The organism is Bradyrhizobium sp. USDA 4538 (assembly GCF_024171045.1).
GTDB classification, from domain to species: Bacteria; Pseudomonadota; Alphaproteobacteria; order Rhizobiales; family Xanthobacteraceae; genus Bradyrhizobium; species Bradyrhizobium australafricanum.
Genome location: NZ_JALJZE010000001.1, coordinates 7,093,490 through 7,109,132 on the forward strand (window position 1 = coordinate 7,093,490; position 15,643 = coordinate 7,109,132).

Here is a 15,643-nt window from a genome sequence, read left to right on the forward strand (position 1 = left end):
CACAGCATGCGGACGGCCGTTCGCATAAGTTGGCGAATTTGAATCATGGTGGCAACGAACGATCGCACCGTCACCGTGTTCGGCGGAACCGGTTTTCTCGGCCGCCGGATCGTTCGGCATCTGCGCTCTCACGGATTTCCAGTTCGGGCCGCGTCAAGGCATCCGGACCGGGGGCACAGACTGTTTGGTCCCGATGATCCGCAGCTTCAATCAGTGTGGGCCAACATTCACGACAAGCGGTCAGTCGCGGATGCGCTTGCCGCCGCCTGTGGCGTTGTAAACGCGGTTAGCCTTTACGCCGAGCGCGGACAGGAGACTTTTCATTCCGTTCACGTCGAGTCTGCGGAACGGGTCGCGGCTCAAGCTCGTCGTGCCGGTGTCGATCGGCTCATTCACATTTCAGGAATTGGCGCCGATGCCGGCTCACGATCGCGCTACATCCGAAAGCGCGGCGAAGGCGAACTGGCGGTCCGGTCCGCCTTCGGCGATGCACTGTTCGTCCGCCCGGCAGTGATGTTCGGACCAGACGATGCGTTTCTCACTACCATCCTTGGGCTCCTCCGCCGACTTCCGATCTATCCGATGTTCGGCCGCGGCCTGACCAGATTGCAGCCGGCCCATGTGGAGGATGTTGCGGAGGCAATTGGCCGGGTCATGCGGCAAGCGGAGATGCGTTCAACAATCTTCGAGTTCGGTGGCCCGCGCGTCTACTCTTACGAGGAGTTTCTTGGAGCCGTTGCGCGCCAGGCTGGACTTGCGCCCCGACTGGTTCCAATCCCGTTTGCCGCCTGGAATGCACTCGCGTGGGTCTCCGAAATGTTCGGAAGCCCGCTCCTCACGCGCAATCAAGTGGAACTGATGCAAATCGACACCGTGTCATCGCCGGAGTTGCCTGGATTTGCTGAACTTGGGATTTTGCCGCAGTCGGTCGAGGCGATACTCCAGAAGATGCTGTCGAATTGCGGGTGAAGGAGGCTGCTCGGCTAATCCGCGCTGACGGTTTAGCGCGACATCCGCCCGCAGTCAGCCACTGGATGTCCGAGAGGGATCAAATGCGCCGTTTTGAGCCCGGGCCAGCCACTTCCGTTGATCCCTGATGAGCAGACGAGCCGGCATGTCTCAAACCTGCACAAAGGCGGAATTGATCCCGACTCGCGGCGTCGCGAAACGATGATTGTGCAACACATCGAGAATGGCTCTGTTAAGCCGCTTCCTTGCTTGGGGAGTGGCCGCCGTGCCGGCCCCTCCCCATTTTAGCTGCGGGGGGATGAGCACGTCCTCGTGTGCCATCGGAGACGGGCAATGACTATGAGAACCTTTTGCACGCTTGCCGCCGCCATCTTTGCCCTGATCGCGCTTCTGCAGTTGATCCGGACTGTGATGGGGTGGTCCGTCACCTTGAATGGAGTCGATGTGCCGTTCTGGGCGAGCTGGATTGCCGCCACCGTGGCGGGCGCGTTGAGCTTCGTCGGCTTCCGCGCCGCCATGCGCAGCTAAAGGCTGGCAGAGGCCGCCCGGGCCGATCTGTCGCCGGCGGCGCCCGCGTTGGGTTGCAGGCGATCCACCGTCTCCCCGCGGAAGCCCTCGACTGGTCCGGCCAGAGGTGCCCTTGAAGCCGCGTCTGGAACGACACTCCGAACAGGAATGGCCCGCTATATAATGTTGAAATATATAAACAATTTTAGGATTCGGTTGCGCGGGATTAGGTCTGCTTCTGACGATATCCATCCTTTGGCAAGATTGCGACGCGGCACGGACCCGGGCGCCGGCGCGAACATCAAGCGCGCCACCACGGTCCGAGGATCATGTGCGACTAGCCAGGCCTGCAGTCCGGCAACAGAGTTCTTCTTGGATGAGAGCACCGTTGCTGCGTTGTCAACATTTCCTGCCCGTGGGATAATTATTGCCAGCTAATGTCAGCGGGAGCTCGTCTCTGCGGTTGACCGGCACATAACCTCCCGCTGGACGATCAAGCAATGGGAGGGAAACATGTCATCCCGTGCATCTCGTCGCTCCGGGCTTTCGCGCCGCGACGTCATGAGGACCGCTGTGGGTGCAGCCGCAGCCGCCGGACCATACTTCCACGTTGCGCCGGCTCGCGCCGCCAAGACACTGAAGATACTGCAATGGAGTCACTTCGTCCCCGGCTACGACAAGTGGTTCAACAACACCTACACCAAGGAATGGGGCGCCAAGAACGGCACCGAGGTCATCGTCGACAACATCAACCTCGGCCTGATCCCTTCGCGCGCAGCCGCGGAGGTCTCGGCGCAGAAGGGCCATGACCTGATGATGTTCCTTGCGCCGCCATCGGTCTATGAGGAACAGGTTGTTGACATGAGCGACGTCTATGCCGCATGCGAGAAGCAGCACGGCAAGCCGATCGATCTGGCGGTCAGGAGCACCTATAATCCGAAGACCCAGAAATACTTCGCTTTCTCCGACAGCTTCGTCCCCGATCCCGTCAACTATCGATCGGATCTCTGGGGCGACATTGGCATGAAGCCAGACACCTGGGATAACGTCCGCGTCGGCGGCAAGAAGATCAAAGACAAGACCGGCATTCCGGTCGGTATCGGCCTCTCCGCCGAACTCGACACCGCGATGGCCATGCGTGCGATCATGTATTCGTTCGGCGCGCACGAGCAGGACGCCGAGGGCAACCTCGCTATCAATTCCAAGGAAACCCTCGAAGCGCTCAAATTCGTCAAAGCTCTGTTCCAGGAGACTGAGACGTCAGAGGTGTTCGCCTGGGATCCATCGTCGAACAACCGGCAGATGCTCGCTGGCAGGTCGTCCCTCGTGCTCAACGCGATTTCGATCACGCGCGCGGGCGAAAACGACAAGATGCCGATCCACGAAAAGATCGCGCTCGCCAGGCCGCCGAAAGGCCCGGTCCGGCAGATCGGCCTCGAGCACGTGATGAACTGCTATGTGACCTGGAAGTTTTCCGAAAACATCGACGGCGCAAAGACTTTCCTGGTCGATTACATCGACAACTTCAAACAGGGCTTCATGGCCGGCGAATTTTACAACTTCCCCTGCTTCTCGAACACTGTCCCCGACCTGACCCAGCTCATCGCCAGGGATTCCAAGGCGGTGCCGCCGGACAAGTACGCGGTGCTTTCGGACGTGCTCGATTGGGCGACCAACGTCGGCTATCCCGGCAACTCCAATGCCGCGATCGACGAGACCTTCAATACCTGGGTGATCAACACGATGTTCGCCGAGGCCGCCGCGGGCGCCGAGACTCCTGAGGACGCGCTCAAGCGCGCGGAGGTCAAGATGAAGACAATCTGGGCGAAATGGAAGGATCGGAAGATGATCTAGTCGTCTCGCCGCGCATTGTCGTTTGGGGGCAGGGGTTCTGAGCGCAACGGACCATGTCTGCACCGAAGCCGTTCAGATGAACGGCTTCGTAGGGTAAGGCAAGCGGGATTGGCGCATGGCAATTGTGGAAACACGACGTGTCACCAAGCTTTTCGACGAGGTCCGCGCTGTCGACGGCATTGACCTCGTCGCCAAGGAAGGAGAATTCCTGGTTTTGCTCGGTCCATCGGGGTGCGGCAAGACGACGTTGATGCGTTTGATCGCCGGCCTTGAGCGGCCAACCTCAGGCGACATCGTGATTGATGGAAACATCGTGACCGGGCTCCCGCCGCGCGCACGAAATGTCGCCATGGTGTTCCAAAGTTACGCACTCTATCCGCACCTCACCGTCGCAAAGAACATTTCGTTTCCGCTGCGTGCAGTCGGCATGCCAAAAGAGGCGATCCGCAAGAAGGTCACCTGGGCGGCGCAGATATTCGGCATTCAAGGCCTCCTTGACCGCAAGCCCCGTCAGTTGTCGGGCGGAGAGCGTCAGCGCGTCGCCCTTGCGCGCGCGGTGGTGCGTGAGCCGGTCGTCTTCCTTCTTGACGAGCCTCTGTCGAATCTCGACGCAAAGTTGCGCAACTCCGCGCGCGACGAGCTAAAGCAATTTCACCGCAGCCTTGGCACCACCACCATCTACGTCACCCATGATCAGGCCGAGGCCATGGGCCTGGGTGACCGCATCGCTGTTCTCAATCAAGGTCGTGTCCACCAGATCGGCACTCCGCACGAGATTTATGGCTTGCCGGCCGATACCTTCGCCGCCACGTTCATCGGTTCACCGCCGATGAATCTGATCGAGGATGGCAAGACTTGGATCGGATTCCGGCCGGAGGCATTCCTGCCGAAGGAGGTTGAGCCGGACGATAACATCGTCGACTTTCCATTCCGCATCACCCGCGTCGAGTATCTCGGCGCCGACCGCTTGGTTTACGGCGTGATCGACGGCCGAACGCCCGAGGCGCACGTGATCTCCAAGATCCCGTCGAACGTCCGCACCCATATTGACGCCGGCGAGGTCTACGATTTTGTTGTAAGGCGCCTGGACATCGCCCGCTTCGACAAGGAGAGCGGGTGTCGCATTGACGGAGGTGCGACGTGACGTCAATCCTCGCGGGGACGGCTCGCAGGACCCGCGCGCAAGACCGCTTCCTGTCGCGTCTTGCCGATAACGATCGCTGGCTGTGGCGCGCTATGCTGGCGCCCGCGATCCTCTACATTATTCTGCTGGTCGGCTTTCCCTTCCTGCTCTCGATCTATTACAGCCTTTCCAGCGCGACGGTCGCCGGCCAGGAGGCGCATTTCGTCGGGCTAGAAAATTTCCGACGCATCGTCGACAGCCGCACTTTCTGGCTTTCGCTTCAGAATACAATCGTCATCACCATCGTCTCCCAGCTTTTCGTCATGGTGCTCGCCAACATTCTGGCGACTGCGCTTTCCATCGATTTCCGCGGCAAATGGCTGGTTCGTCTGTTGATTCTGCTGCCGTGGGTGGCGCCGATCTCGCTTGGTAGCATCGGTTGGCTTTGGATCTTCGATTCGATCTACAGCGTCATCAACTGGACGGCGCGCGCAGCTGGCCTGCTCGGACCGAACGAATGGCCGATCTGGCTCGGCGAACCCACCTTGGCAAAAGCGTCGATCATCGCTGTCAACGTCTGGCGCATTCTTCCGCTGGCGACCGTGATCATCCTGGCCGGCTTGTCGTCGATCCCGCAAGACATCCATGACGCGGCAGAAGTGGATGGAGCCGGGTTCTGGCGCCATCATTTCCAGATCACAACGCCGTTGATTCTGCCGATTACGCTAGTGGCGTTGTTGTTCGGCATCATCTTCACCTTCACTGACCTGATCGTCGTGCTCGTGCTAACGCGTGGCGGTCCTTACGACACCACGCAAGTCATCGCCAGTTGGGCCTATTTCACCGGCATTCAGGGAGGTGATCTTGCGGGAGGCGCGGCCATCTCGCTGTTCCTATTCCCTGTTCTCGCGGGCGTCGCCATCCTGTTCCTGTGGTTCGCCCGGCGCACCGAGGTAACGTGAGATGACCTCTCGATTAACCAGCGGACGTCGGATCGCCAAGCAGACCGGCCACGCCGCCATTCTGACTTTCTTTGTGACCTTTCTTGCATTCCCGTTCTACTGGATGCTGATCACAACGTTCAAAACCACCCAGGATCTGCACAACACCGAAAACAACCCCTATTTGTTCAACGATCCACCGACGCTGCGGCATCTTTCGGTGCTGTTTGAGGACACCCAATACCTGCAATGGCTGTTGAATACCGGCTTCGTCGGAGTAGCCGTCGTGATCATCACGCTCGCGCTCGCCGTCCCGGCCGGCTACGCGCTCGCGCGCATGGCCGGCGCATGGGCGCAAACCCTGGGTGTCACGATATTCCTCACTTATCTGGTACCGCCGACGATTCTGTTTATCCCGTTCTCGCGCATCATCGCGATACTGGGATTGCAGGATTCGGTCTGGTCGCTCATTCTCGTCTATCCGAGCTTCACCGTGCCGTTCTGCACCTGGCTTCTGATGGGCTTCTTCAAGACGATCCCGCGCGATCTGGAGGACGCGGCCATGATCGACGGGCTGAGCCGCTTTGGCGCGTTCATTAAAGTGGTGATGCCGATTTCGGTCGCCGGAATACTGACGGCAGTCATTTTCGCCTTTACTCTGGTAACGCAGGAATTCGTCTATGGCGTCACTTTTATCACTGCGTCGTCGAGCTATACGGTGAGCGTCGGAGTGCCGACCTTTCTTGTGCGAGGCGACGTCTATTTCTGGGGATCGATGATGGCAGCCTGCCTGATTGCGAGCGTGCCGATTGCCATCATCTATAATTTCTTCGTCGCTCGCTTCGTAGCTGGCTTTACCATGGGAGCAATCAAGTGACGCGCGCAACCCGATACGCCCCGCGTCACCATACCATGTCAGCTCTTGGCGGATTGTGTTGCAAAAGTCCTGGTATGCCGGGGGCAGTGTCGCGGCTGTTCGGTGGTAGGGCGCGAGTTCGGTCAACGAACGCGCCGTGATCAATTGGGTATTCGTTGTAGGTGCTAGCCTGTGCACTTCGACTTTTGTGTGCACGTTGTGTGCACCGAGAATGCGAACCAGCCCTTTAAGTCAGCGGATCCCATCCCGGTGTTGCGGCGCTCCTCGACATTCCAATCGACCGCATCGGCTGGATTATCTGACGGCAGCGACCTGTTCGTCTTCCGGGCATGATTGTAGATGGCCCGCAGGGTCCGCATGCTGCCATTGGCCATGTATGGCCCGTTATCTCGTGTGACTTCATCGTGCTTCTTGGCCATCCCCGCTGGGTCGGTTGCGAGCTCGTGGAGTGTGGTGTTGAGCCATTCCGCGAAGATTCGTTCGACGTGATCGCGGTAGGCCGTCATCGTTCGGTTACAGTGTGTGCGGCCGTTCCGACAAAGAGAAATTCCGTAGTGATCTCAGTCATCCGGAAGGCTGTAAAGTATCGGAATAAATATTGAAAGTATTGGCGAAATTCGAAGACTTCCAAGCTGAATACGAGGGTTCGATTCCCTTCACCCGCTCCAACATCCGCTTGCGGTACGGTCATGTGCATTTGGCGCGCTTTGGACGCCGCGCTCGCTGGCTGATCTCCTCGAAACACAGACCGATCTCGACGGATGGCTGGCTCAGCTCAGCGCCCGGATCGCAACTGCTGGTCCTGCGCCAACTTCCGGAACAGCTTTGTGAGACGACCTTCGGGCGTGAGATGGCCCTGGCCGTAACGCCACCCGATTTCACGGAGGACCTGTCAAATGTCGACGGGACGAGTCACGTCCGTAGGCAGTGCTCAACGAATTCTTGATTTCAGAAGAAGAGACCGTTCGCGACTTCGACGATTCTGACTTCCCTGTCAGAAACTATCTCATTCGTCATCTCGGACATTGCTCGATTCCGGCGAGAAATAGGAACCGCGGCGGGTCAACGGCATTCAAGCGTTCGGCGCCGTCAGCCAACTTGGCGCCCCGGCGACGCAAACCAAACAGGAGTTGATGATGAGAAAACTCGCAATCCTTGCGGCGGGCGTATCATTGCTCGCGGGCACTTACCCCGGCCAGGCATCCGACCATCTGTTCACGGCGGTCGGTGCGGGCGGCCTGACGACCTCCAGCAATCCGTTCGTCAAAACCAATGGTCGATCAGCCGACATCGTGCCGGGGCAGGGAAGTCCGCTGTCCGGCGCAGATCACACCACCCCGGCGGCCGAAGTAGAGTCGTTGCTCACGCATCACTTCACTCAGCCCAACACCAATGCCAATCCCGGCAACGGCACCCTGAAGACGCCTCCACCGGTCACGGCCGGAAAGACGGCGCCCTCAGCCAACAGTCCACATACAGCGGTCTTCATGCCCTGATCCGGCCCAGGGCGATCACTTCGGATCGCGGCCGCGGCGGCGTGGCGACGTCCCAGGCTATCTGGGTCTCGTCGCGCCGTCTGCGGCATCGGAAAGCGCGGCAGCTACGCCTGCTCTCAGCACGGAGGACCGCATCGGTCGGCGCGGTGAGATCATCATTCGTAAGGTCGATCAACCGAACGTCCCGCGAAAGCTTCTGGTGCGTGGAGCGCTGGGAGTTCTTGCGGTTGCCGCAACCTATCCGTTGTGGGCTCCGGATAGTCCGGTCTCCGCGATCGGGGACGGTCAGGATGACCTGCGCTATGTCAGCATCGCCCGCGACAACGTCGTGCAGAATGTCACCGCTTCCGGAACGCTCGAAGCGGTCGACACGGTCGAGGTCAGCTCCCAGCTGTCGGGTCAGGTCGCGAGGTTGATGGCCGATCACAATTCCCCCGTCCGGGCCGGCGAGCCGCTTGCGGCGCTCGACAGCGCGACCTTTGAAGTCCAGGTCAAGGAGGCGGATGCTGCCCTTGAGGTCGCATTGGCGCAGCACGAGGAGGCCAAGACGGTGATCGAGGGCGTACAGGCACGTCACGATGACGCTCTGCGTGATCTTCAGGTCAAGAGCACGCTCAGCAGAAACGGCAGCGTTTCCCAGCGTGACGCCGAGCGCGCCCAGATGGCGGCGCGGTCGCTCGCCTCCGAATTGTCCGCGGCCAAGGCGCGCGAGCAGATACGCGCGGCCGGAGTGACGGCCGCGCGGGCTTCACTCGAACGGGTTCAGCTCGATCTCGAGCGAAGCATCATCAAATCGCCGATCGATGGCGTTGTCATCCGGCGCAGCGTGGAACTCGGTCAAACCGTGGCCGCGAGCCTGCAGGCGCCGACGCTGTTCACGATCGCGCGCGATCTTTCGGACATGCGGGTCGACGCATCGGTGAGCGAGGCCGACATCGGTGCGGTGCGAACCGGGCAGCGCGCTCGATTCGGCGTCGATTCGTATCCCGGGCGCACGTTCGAAGGGCGCGTGCTTGAGACCCGAAAGGCGGCACGGATGGTGCAAAACGTGGTGACCTACACCGTGATGATTTCAGCGCCCAATCCCGAAGGCTTGTTGCTTCCCGGCATGACTGCAGACGTCCGCATCGTGGTGCAGGAGCAGCAAGACGCGATAGTCGTTCCCAATGCTGCGCTGAGTTTTCGGCCAAGGCAGGAAGGCGCAAGCCACCCCACTCCCGGAACAGGGGTGATCTGGGTTCGCATGAAATCGGGCGCTTTGAAGTCCACTGCCGTTTCACTGGGCGCCAGCGGCGATTCCCTGACCCAGATTCTGTCGCCAGATATAAAGATCGGCGAACGGGTCGCCATCGGTTATCGGAGCAAACCTTAGTGGAGCCGCCCGGCGGTTAGCGCATGAGTCCGCTCGTCATCCTCGATCATATCCACAAGCAACATCGGCTCGGCAACCAAGCCGTTCAGGCGCTTTCGGACGTCTGTCTGGAGATCGATCGCGGAGAATTCGTCGCCGTCGTGGGTCCATCGGGATCGGGCAAGTCGACCTTGCTTTCGATCCTGGGCTGCCTCGACCAGCCGTCGCGCGGGCGTTACCTTCTCCACGGCGAGAATGTGTTTGCGCAGTCGAAGATCCGCCTGAGCGAGCTGCGCAATCGACGCGTTGGAATTGTCTTTCAAAACTTCAACCTGTTGCCGCGCCTCACCGCGCTCGAGAATGTCGCGCTGCCGCTCTTCTACCGGACCGAGCCGCTGCGCAATCCGCTGGCGCGTGCGCGCGCCGTGCTCGAAAGGGTCGGGCTCGGCCTTCGGATGCACCACGTGCCCTCAAAACTGTCGGGGGGAGAGCAGCAGCGCGTTGCAATCGCACGAGCCATCGTCAACGGCCCGGACCTTCTGCTGGCGGATGAACCGACAGGCGCGCTGGACACGAGCACGCGTGACGCCATTCTCGCGCTGCTCTGCCAGTTGCAGCGCACCGCACTCACGGTAGTGCTGGTGACGCACGACCCCGAGGTCGCAGCGTGCGCGCGGCGCATCATCAGGTTACGGGACGGCGCGGTCGTCGGCGAACCGGAACGCCACGTCACGTCATGAGCCTCGATCCACATGGGATTTCGATGCGATCGTTCGGCTATGTTGCTCTGGCGTTTCGGTCGGTACGTGCGCACATATTGCGCTCCATTCTCGCTGTGACCGGCATTGTCATCGGCATTGCCGCCGTCGTGGTCGTCGTTGCGGTGGCGGAAGGCGCGCGTGCTGAAATCTCGAAGCAGATAAATTCGCTTGGCTCAAATCTGATGCTTGTGCAGCCCGGTGCGCAACTCGCGCAGGGCGTCCGGCATCAGGCCGGCACCATTCTCTCGCTCACAACGGCTGATGCGCTGGCGATCGCTCGCGAGGTGCCCGATATTGTCGTTGCGGCACCGTTCGTCGGTGAGCAAAAGACGACAATATCAGGGGACATGAACTGGTCGACCCTCGTAGCCGGTGTGACGCCGAATTTTTTTGAAGCGCGGGGGTGGAGGCTCGCGGAGGGCCAACTGCTTAGCGACGATCACGTTGTATCGGCCGCAAAAGTTGCAATTCTCGGCCGCACTTTAGCCCGTGAACTGTTCAAGGGCAGCGACCCGCTTGGCCGTTTCGTCCGTATTGATCGTTCGTCCTATCTCGTGATCGGAGTGCTCGCCGAGAAAGGCCAGGACTTCACCGGTCGGGACCAGGACGACGTCATGTTCATTCCGTTGTCGTCCGCGAAAATCTTCACGATTGGACGCAGCCAGGCTAACCCGGATGCCGTGCATAGCATTCTCGTGAAGACGGAGTCCGCTCAATCGATGCAAGCCGCGGAGGCGGCAATTGCGCAAGTCCTGCGGCTGCGCCACAAGATCGTGGGGCGCAAGGCTAACGATTTTCGCATCCAGAACCTCATCCAGATCGCCCAGACGAGCGACCGGGCCTATCGCCAGTTCACCTTGCTGGTGTCCACGCTTTCGGGAATCTCCCTGCTGGTCGGCGGCATTGGCGTGATGAACATCATGCTCGTATCGGTCACAGAACGGATCAACGAGATTGGAATCCGGTTGGCGTTCGGCGCCCGCCCACAAGACATCCGCGCACAGTTTTTGCTGGAAGGGGTACTCCTGTGTACCATCGGCGGACTGTTGGGACTCGTTGTCGGTTACCTCTGCGCACGCGTGATCCCCTCCGCTCTAGGCTGGCCTGTCGAGTTCAATGGACAGATGGCGTTGATCGCGATCGCCTGCTCCAGTCTCGTCGGTATTGTCTTCGGTCTTCTGCCCGCCGAACGGGCTGCGCGTTTGGATCCGGCGACGCTGCTAAGGTCCGGGTAGTCCGGGCGCGTGATCCGCGTCGCTGGGTGGTGGCCATGAGCTTTGCGAGACGGGGCGGGCCATTGCGATAGGCGCAGATCCACGCTTATGGTCGCGCATTCGCTTGCTGCCATCGTCCGAGGAAATGCCATGCCCAGGATCGATCTGACAAAAGTGCCGGAACGCAAGGAGACCGGCTATCCGGCGGAGTTCGCCGCGCCGTGCGCCGAGCGGGTGCGGCAGCGTCTCGGCGATGCCGGCGGGCTCGCCGACTTCGGCGTCAACCTGATGCGGCTGCCGCCCGGCAACTGGTCGAGCCAGCGCCACTGGCATTCGGACGAGGACGAGTTCGTCTATGTGCTCGCGGGCGAAGTGGTGCTGGTGGAAGACGGCGGCGAGACGGTGCTGCGCGCCGGCGATTGCGCGGCGTTTCCAAAAAAAACTCCGGCAACGGGCATCATCTGATCAACAGATCGCAGATGACGGCAACCCATCTCGAGGTCGGCTCGCGCTCGCGCGGCGACGTCATCACCTGCTCCGACATCGACATGATGAGCCCGAGCTCCGACGGCCGCTTCCTGCACAAGGACGGCACGCCGTACGAATAGCCGCACCAGCCGCGCCGGGCGCGAAATCAGGCGTTGCGGATTGGCCGGCGAAGGACCAATGTTCCGGCAAGGGAGCTTTGGTCGCGTCCATGGCGGAATGGTATTTCATCTGGGTCGACGGTCCGCGCGGACCCGAGCCGCAGAAATGGTCGTCGGACGCGCTGTGGGGCCAGCTCGCGCGTCAGGACGTGATTGTGCGTTTTCCCCTGAGCGATCGCGAGGCCGAATGCGCTCGGCTTGAGTCGGCATTCGCCCTTGCTGCTCCACGACACCAAGCGAAATCAACTGCCTCGCAAGGCCAATTTCCGCTATCTTGCTCGCTCAACCGGACAAGATGATCCCGGATGGATATGCCCGGCGCGATGGACCGTGCGAGATCCCGTCCGTGGATTAGGAGGGGGGGGGGAGCCATGCCGAGCTTCGTTCAGTTCCTGCAGAATTCGGGTGTGTACGCTGCGCAAAATTTCATGATCGTTCCTCGGGAAGGCTTCAACCTGGTCTGTCTCCGCGACAGCAAGGACGTTGGCCTGTCGTATGATCGCAATCGATTACTGGTCGAGGATGTGCGGCTCGATGACGTCGAACGTGTCGCTCAGGAATACATCAAGACCCGCTTCAGGGAGCAAAAAGGCCAGGAGCGCGACGACCAGTTGCTGCGTCTGCGTACAGCGCTGTATGCCACTGCACGGCCGGACGGCCCTGCGCGCGGCCTCAAGGTCTCGCCCAAGGATAAAGGCATTCCCGAGCTTAAAGCCGTACGCGGCAGCACAAGCATCAAGTTGGATGTCGCCATTCTGCCGCGCAAGGATTTCACGATCGCGTTCAAATTCCTCAAGTACCTCGATCAATCCGGCAATCTGATCAACGCCACGAAATGGACGCCGGACGACGTGCCCTGGTTCCTCACCAAGCTGAACTGGACGTTCGGGGCTCAGGCAAATATCTTCTTCACCCCGGCAGAGGCGACTTGGATGACGGTCCGGAAAGCCCTGGGGCCAAAAATCTCGCGGGATGTTTTCCGCAAGGAGATCGTCCCGTTCAAGGTACGCGGCGCCGATCTCACGTGTTTTCTCGTCGGCGACTATGACGCAATGGATAACGAGGCGGCTGGAGAATATCTGCCCGACGAGCAGGTCTTCGTGGTTGTCGATCAGGGCAATCCACCCGTGTTCGACTATGGCGAGGCGTTCATTGGCGTCATGGCGCACGAGGTCGGTCACTTCCTGCACCACAAGCGGAACATTCCCGGCAATGGGCACCATAATCGAAGCGGCATCTTGCTTTCCAGCGGCATGGAAAGCCTGTCCCTGGACAAGCAACTCGTCACCGACCTCAACGCGTGGTGAGAGCGCTCGTTCTCCGCTCACGCTTTGGCAGCAATGTACCCGTAATAATTCATAAGGAAGTCCCCAATCGAGAGAGGCTTCTGAGCGCCACCCTTGCCCGGATGCGGGATCGCGTAATCTCCCTTGCCCCATGTGAAGATCGTTGTCGTCACGTTTCCATTCGACACTTGTATCCTGTCACGCAAGACGACCCAGTGCCGCGTCAACACCGAGCCTTCGTCCGACTGGTCGTCATATTCGATCATGTTGGCGCTTATGAACAGGCATACGCGGTATCCACTGGCGAGCAGGGCGTTGGCTTCGTTGACGCTGTCGATGCCTTTGCTGAATTTCAGATTGGTCTCCTCGCGCACGTCCTGGTATCCGGCCTTGCGGAACCATTGCTCCATTTCGCTCGGCAAGGTGATCCCCGCGACGTCGCTTACTCTGCCGGTGTCGTCAAAATCGAGGAACCAATTTTCGGAGTCGCGAATGGAGGCGCAAGTCAGCCAATCGACGTGGTCCAGCGAGTAGGGCGGCGTGTAGTTTTTCACGTCCTTTCCCGGCTTGATCAGCAGGCGGCCGAGGTTTGCCTGCCCCTTCTGATACAGATCGATGGCGAACCGCGCATATTGCCCCGGCTTGTCGGATGCGTAGCTGAACATCAGCGCGGACGGACCGCACATGCTCGCTTGATCCTGATCTATGAGGCTCGGCTTCGCAATTCGCCTGAGAATACCTATCCCGACGCGGTGCGGGTCGAGCTTCGGAAAGAACGTGGTCCTCGTGTTCTTGAGGAAATCGCAGACCATCTCCGCGGCAAGCTTCTTTTGATCCGAGTTGAGGTCGTACGGTCCAACCCCGAGCCACTTCTTCTTTTCGTCGCCGACGAAGAGCGTGATGAGTTTCTTCGAAGTCGGAGAAAGCGTTCTGGAGGTGTTTGCAATGGTGGTCAGGTCGTCCAGCTCGAATGCGGTGACCATGCCGTCCGTGACGGTCGCCCTGATGATGTCGACGACTTCCGCGTAGTCCAGCCTGGAATCGTCGAGCAGACCCTTGCGAAGTGCGGCATCGACGGATGGCGTCGCGATCCCGTCCCATTGACCCTTGGGAGGAGGAGGCTTGGCGGCTGCCTTTGTCGCGAGGTCGACCAGCCGAGTGAATGTTGGCCCGCCGGGCCGGATATAGCCGTCCGGCGTGCCCGGGAAGTTCTTCTGCTGGAAATACAGGATCGAGTTGTAGAGGCTGTCGCTGGCGTGACCCGTCACGACCATTTGCGGTTTGAGCGTGGTCTCGGCTCCTCCGTCGGAAATGGCGATCTTGTTGAGGAGCGAGATGACCAGCTCCTGGTCTTGCTTCCAGTTCTGGCAGCTGCGACCCGTCGCGGCAAACCGACCGACTTTGTCTTTCAATTGCGGCATGAGCAATCACCAGCAATATGATCGTTTTCAGTGGCGGATTGCGGGTTCAACTATCGCATTGGTGGTCGGCTGAAGCGTCCACGCTAGCTTGTCGATGAACTCGTACTCAAATAGCGCCTGCGGATCGGTTCCGAAATAATATCCATACTGATGCAGAATCTTGGAGCCCTTGGCGACCATCTCGCGCTTCCATTTCAGGTCCTTGGCAGAGCTGAACTGAAATCCAATCACCACCGCATAGTTTTCGTACGCTTCGGCCACTTGCAGAATGGTCGCGCGCGTCAGGATGCCAGCAGGGTCTTCCAGACCTTGAACTCTGAACGCGGTGATGCGGTTCATCAGATTTGATGCAACTTCCTCCTCGGACCAACCCATGACGCCCGCTGCAACGCCCTTTGCGAACCCCTCCTTGATGAACTTGACTTGAATGTTCTTGAGTGCCTCTCGGGCCGCGACCTTGTCAGCCACCATAAGGACCAGATCGGGGATCATCGCAGCGATGTTCTCGGCCTTGAAAGCCTCCTTTAAACCCGCCTTGAAGCCGGCCTTGGCCGCGCTCCAAAATCGTTCGCCAGCGACGGAGCCTGCCGGCGGCGGCGGGACCTCTGGCGGGGTCGGTGTGTTCCGCGGGACCTTCAGTCTCACCTCCGGTGCCCGGAAGTCGAGCGCTTGAACGCCTCTCCTGCGCATCGCAATGAGCGTTCCTCCGCTGTCCCTGGTCAGCAACACCGGATTCTTGATGCCGCGAGCCACTCCGCCTGCCCTGACCTGGGCAACAACATCGGAATCGAACGCGGAAAGCCCGTGATTCAAACCCTCATTGCCCCACTTCCAAACTTGCGCGCGGGGCACCTGGGTCATCATTTTGTCTTCGACGATCCGCAAGTCAGTGAGCAATTTTTCGCCGGACTGAGCACGCGCTCCCTTTAGAAATTCAAACTTGACCCGCGGTGAGATCAGAACCTCGTGACCGTCCTTGGCCAGATTGAGAATTTCATTCTCGAAGCGTCGGCTGAGCGCTTTCTCGGCGGTGCTCGCCGCAGCTCTTTGCCCGTTCTGTATGTCTATAAGAATATTGGTATCGAGCCAGACGGGGGGCTTTAAGGGCGCCATTGCAACAACACCATTGGCATAAACTGTAGGACGCATTTTGCGTCGGCGAGCCTATCCCTCAGTCGCGTCTGCTGAAGCGCCGG

At 60.0% G+C, this 15,643-nt stretch carries 13 protein-coding genes and 2 pseudogenes; 12 read left to right on the forward strand and 3 right to left on the reverse strand.

Going from position 1 to position 15,643, the window contains the following annotated elements; genetic code table 11:
• Nucleotides 1–45 precede the first annotated feature (45 nt).
• From J2R78_RS32410 to J2R78_RS32435, 6 genes are all read left to right on the forward strand, one after another.
• Nucleotides 46–969 (forward strand): complex I NDUFA9 subunit family protein, encoded by a 924-nt coding sequence (locus tag J2R78_RS32410; RefSeq protein WP_253608137.1) that lies wholly within the window; start codon nt 46–48, stop codon nt 967–969.
• 333 nt (nt 970–1,302) lie between these two features.
• Nucleotides 1,303–1,497, forward strand: a complete 195-nt coding sequence (locus J2R78_RS32415) for a hypothetical protein (protein WP_253608138.1) — start codon at nt 1,303–1,305, stop codon at nt 1,495–1,497.
• Between the two features lie 552 nt (nt 1,498–2,049).
• Nucleotides 2,050–3,330 (forward strand): extracellular solute-binding protein, encoded by a 1,281-nt coding sequence (locus tag J2R78_RS32420; RefSeq protein ID WP_253608140.1) that lies wholly within the window; start codon nt 2,050–2,052, stop codon nt 3,328–3,330.
• A gap of 115 nt (nt 3,331–3,445) precedes the next feature.
• Nucleotides 3,446–4,474 (forward strand): ABC transporter ATP-binding protein, encoded by a 1,029-nt coding sequence (locus J2R78_RS32425; RefSeq protein ID WP_253608141.1) that lies wholly within the window; start codon nt 3,446–3,448, stop codon nt 4,472–4,474.
• A gap of 92 nt (nt 4,475–4,566) precedes the next feature.
• On the forward strand, nt 4,567–5,415 hold the full coding sequence (locus tag J2R78_RS32430; RefSeq protein WP_253608143.1) for a carbohydrate ABC transporter permease: 849 nt from the start codon (nt 4,567–4,569) through the stop codon (nt 5,413–5,415).
• A 1-nt stretch (nt 5,416) separates the two neighbouring features.
• Nucleotides 5,417–6,271 carry a carbohydrate ABC transporter permease gene (locus J2R78_RS32435; protein WP_253608144.1) on the forward strand — a complete coding sequence of 285 codons (855 nt, stop codon included), beginning with the start codon at nt 5,417–5,419 and terminating at the stop codon, nt 6,269–6,271.
• A gap of 215 nt (nt 6,272–6,486) precedes the next feature.
• Here the strand turns inward: J2R78_RS32435 and J2R78_RS32440 are convergent.
• Nucleotides 6,487–6,813 (reverse strand): annotated as a pseudogene (locus J2R78_RS32440) (integrase); the annotation flags it as partial.
• A gap of 594 nt (nt 6,814–7,407) precedes the next feature.
• Here J2R78_RS32440 and J2R78_RS32445 point away from each other — a divergent pair.
• From J2R78_RS32445 to J2R78_RS32470, 6 genes and pseudogenes are all read left to right on the forward strand, one after another.
• Nucleotides 7,408–7,767 (forward strand): hypothetical protein, encoded by a 360-nt coding sequence (locus tag J2R78_RS32445; RefSeq protein WP_253636031.1) that lies wholly within the window; start codon nt 7,408–7,410, stop codon nt 7,765–7,767.
• A gap of 199 nt (nt 7,768–7,966) precedes the next feature.
• Entirely contained in the window at nt 7,967–9,139 is a 1,173-nt protein-coding gene (locus J2R78_RS32450; protein WP_253608148.1) for an efflux RND transporter periplasmic adaptor subunit, read from the forward strand.
• 23 nt (nt 9,140–9,162) lie between these two features.
• Nucleotides 9,163–9,858, forward strand: coding sequence for an ABC transporter ATP-binding protein (locus tag J2R78_RS32455; protein WP_253608149.1), 696 nt, complete (start codon nt 9,163–9,165; stop codon nt 9,856–9,858).
• Entirely contained in the window at nt 9,855–11,114 is a 1,260-nt protein-coding gene (locus J2R78_RS32460; protein ID WP_253608150.1) for an ABC transporter permease, read from the forward strand. Before J2R78_RS32455 ends, J2R78_RS32460 begins: the two co-directional genes overlap by 4 nt.
• A 129-nt stretch (nt 11,115–11,243) precedes the next feature.
• Nucleotides 11,244–11,701, forward strand: a pseudogene (locus J2R78_RS32465) (cupin domain-containing protein).
• A gap of 410 nt (nt 11,702–12,111) precedes the next feature.
• On the forward strand, nt 12,112–13,047 hold the full coding sequence (locus J2R78_RS32470; RefSeq protein ID WP_253608151.1) for a hypothetical protein: 936 nt from the start codon (nt 12,112–12,114) through the stop codon (nt 13,045–13,047).
• A 17-nt stretch (nt 13,048–13,064) separates the two neighbouring features.
• On the opposite strand, the gene J2R78_RS32475 is transcribed toward J2R78_RS32470, so the two are convergent.
• Both J2R78_RS32475 and J2R78_RS32480 read right to left on the reverse strand, forming a co-directional pair.
• On the reverse strand, nt 13,065–14,447 hold the full coding sequence (locus tag J2R78_RS32475; protein ID WP_253608153.1) for a hypothetical protein: 1,383 nt from the start codon (nt 14,445–14,447) through the stop codon (nt 13,065–13,067).
• A 27-nt stretch (nt 14,448–14,474) separates the two neighbouring features.
• Nucleotides 14,475–15,560 carry a type II toxin-antitoxin system VapC family toxin gene (locus J2R78_RS32480; RefSeq protein ID WP_253608154.1) on the reverse strand — a complete coding sequence of 362 codons (1,086 nt, stop codon included), beginning with the start codon at nt 15,558–15,560 and terminating at the stop codon, nt 14,475–14,477.
• Between the last annotated feature and the right edge of the window lie 83 nt (nt 15,561–15,643).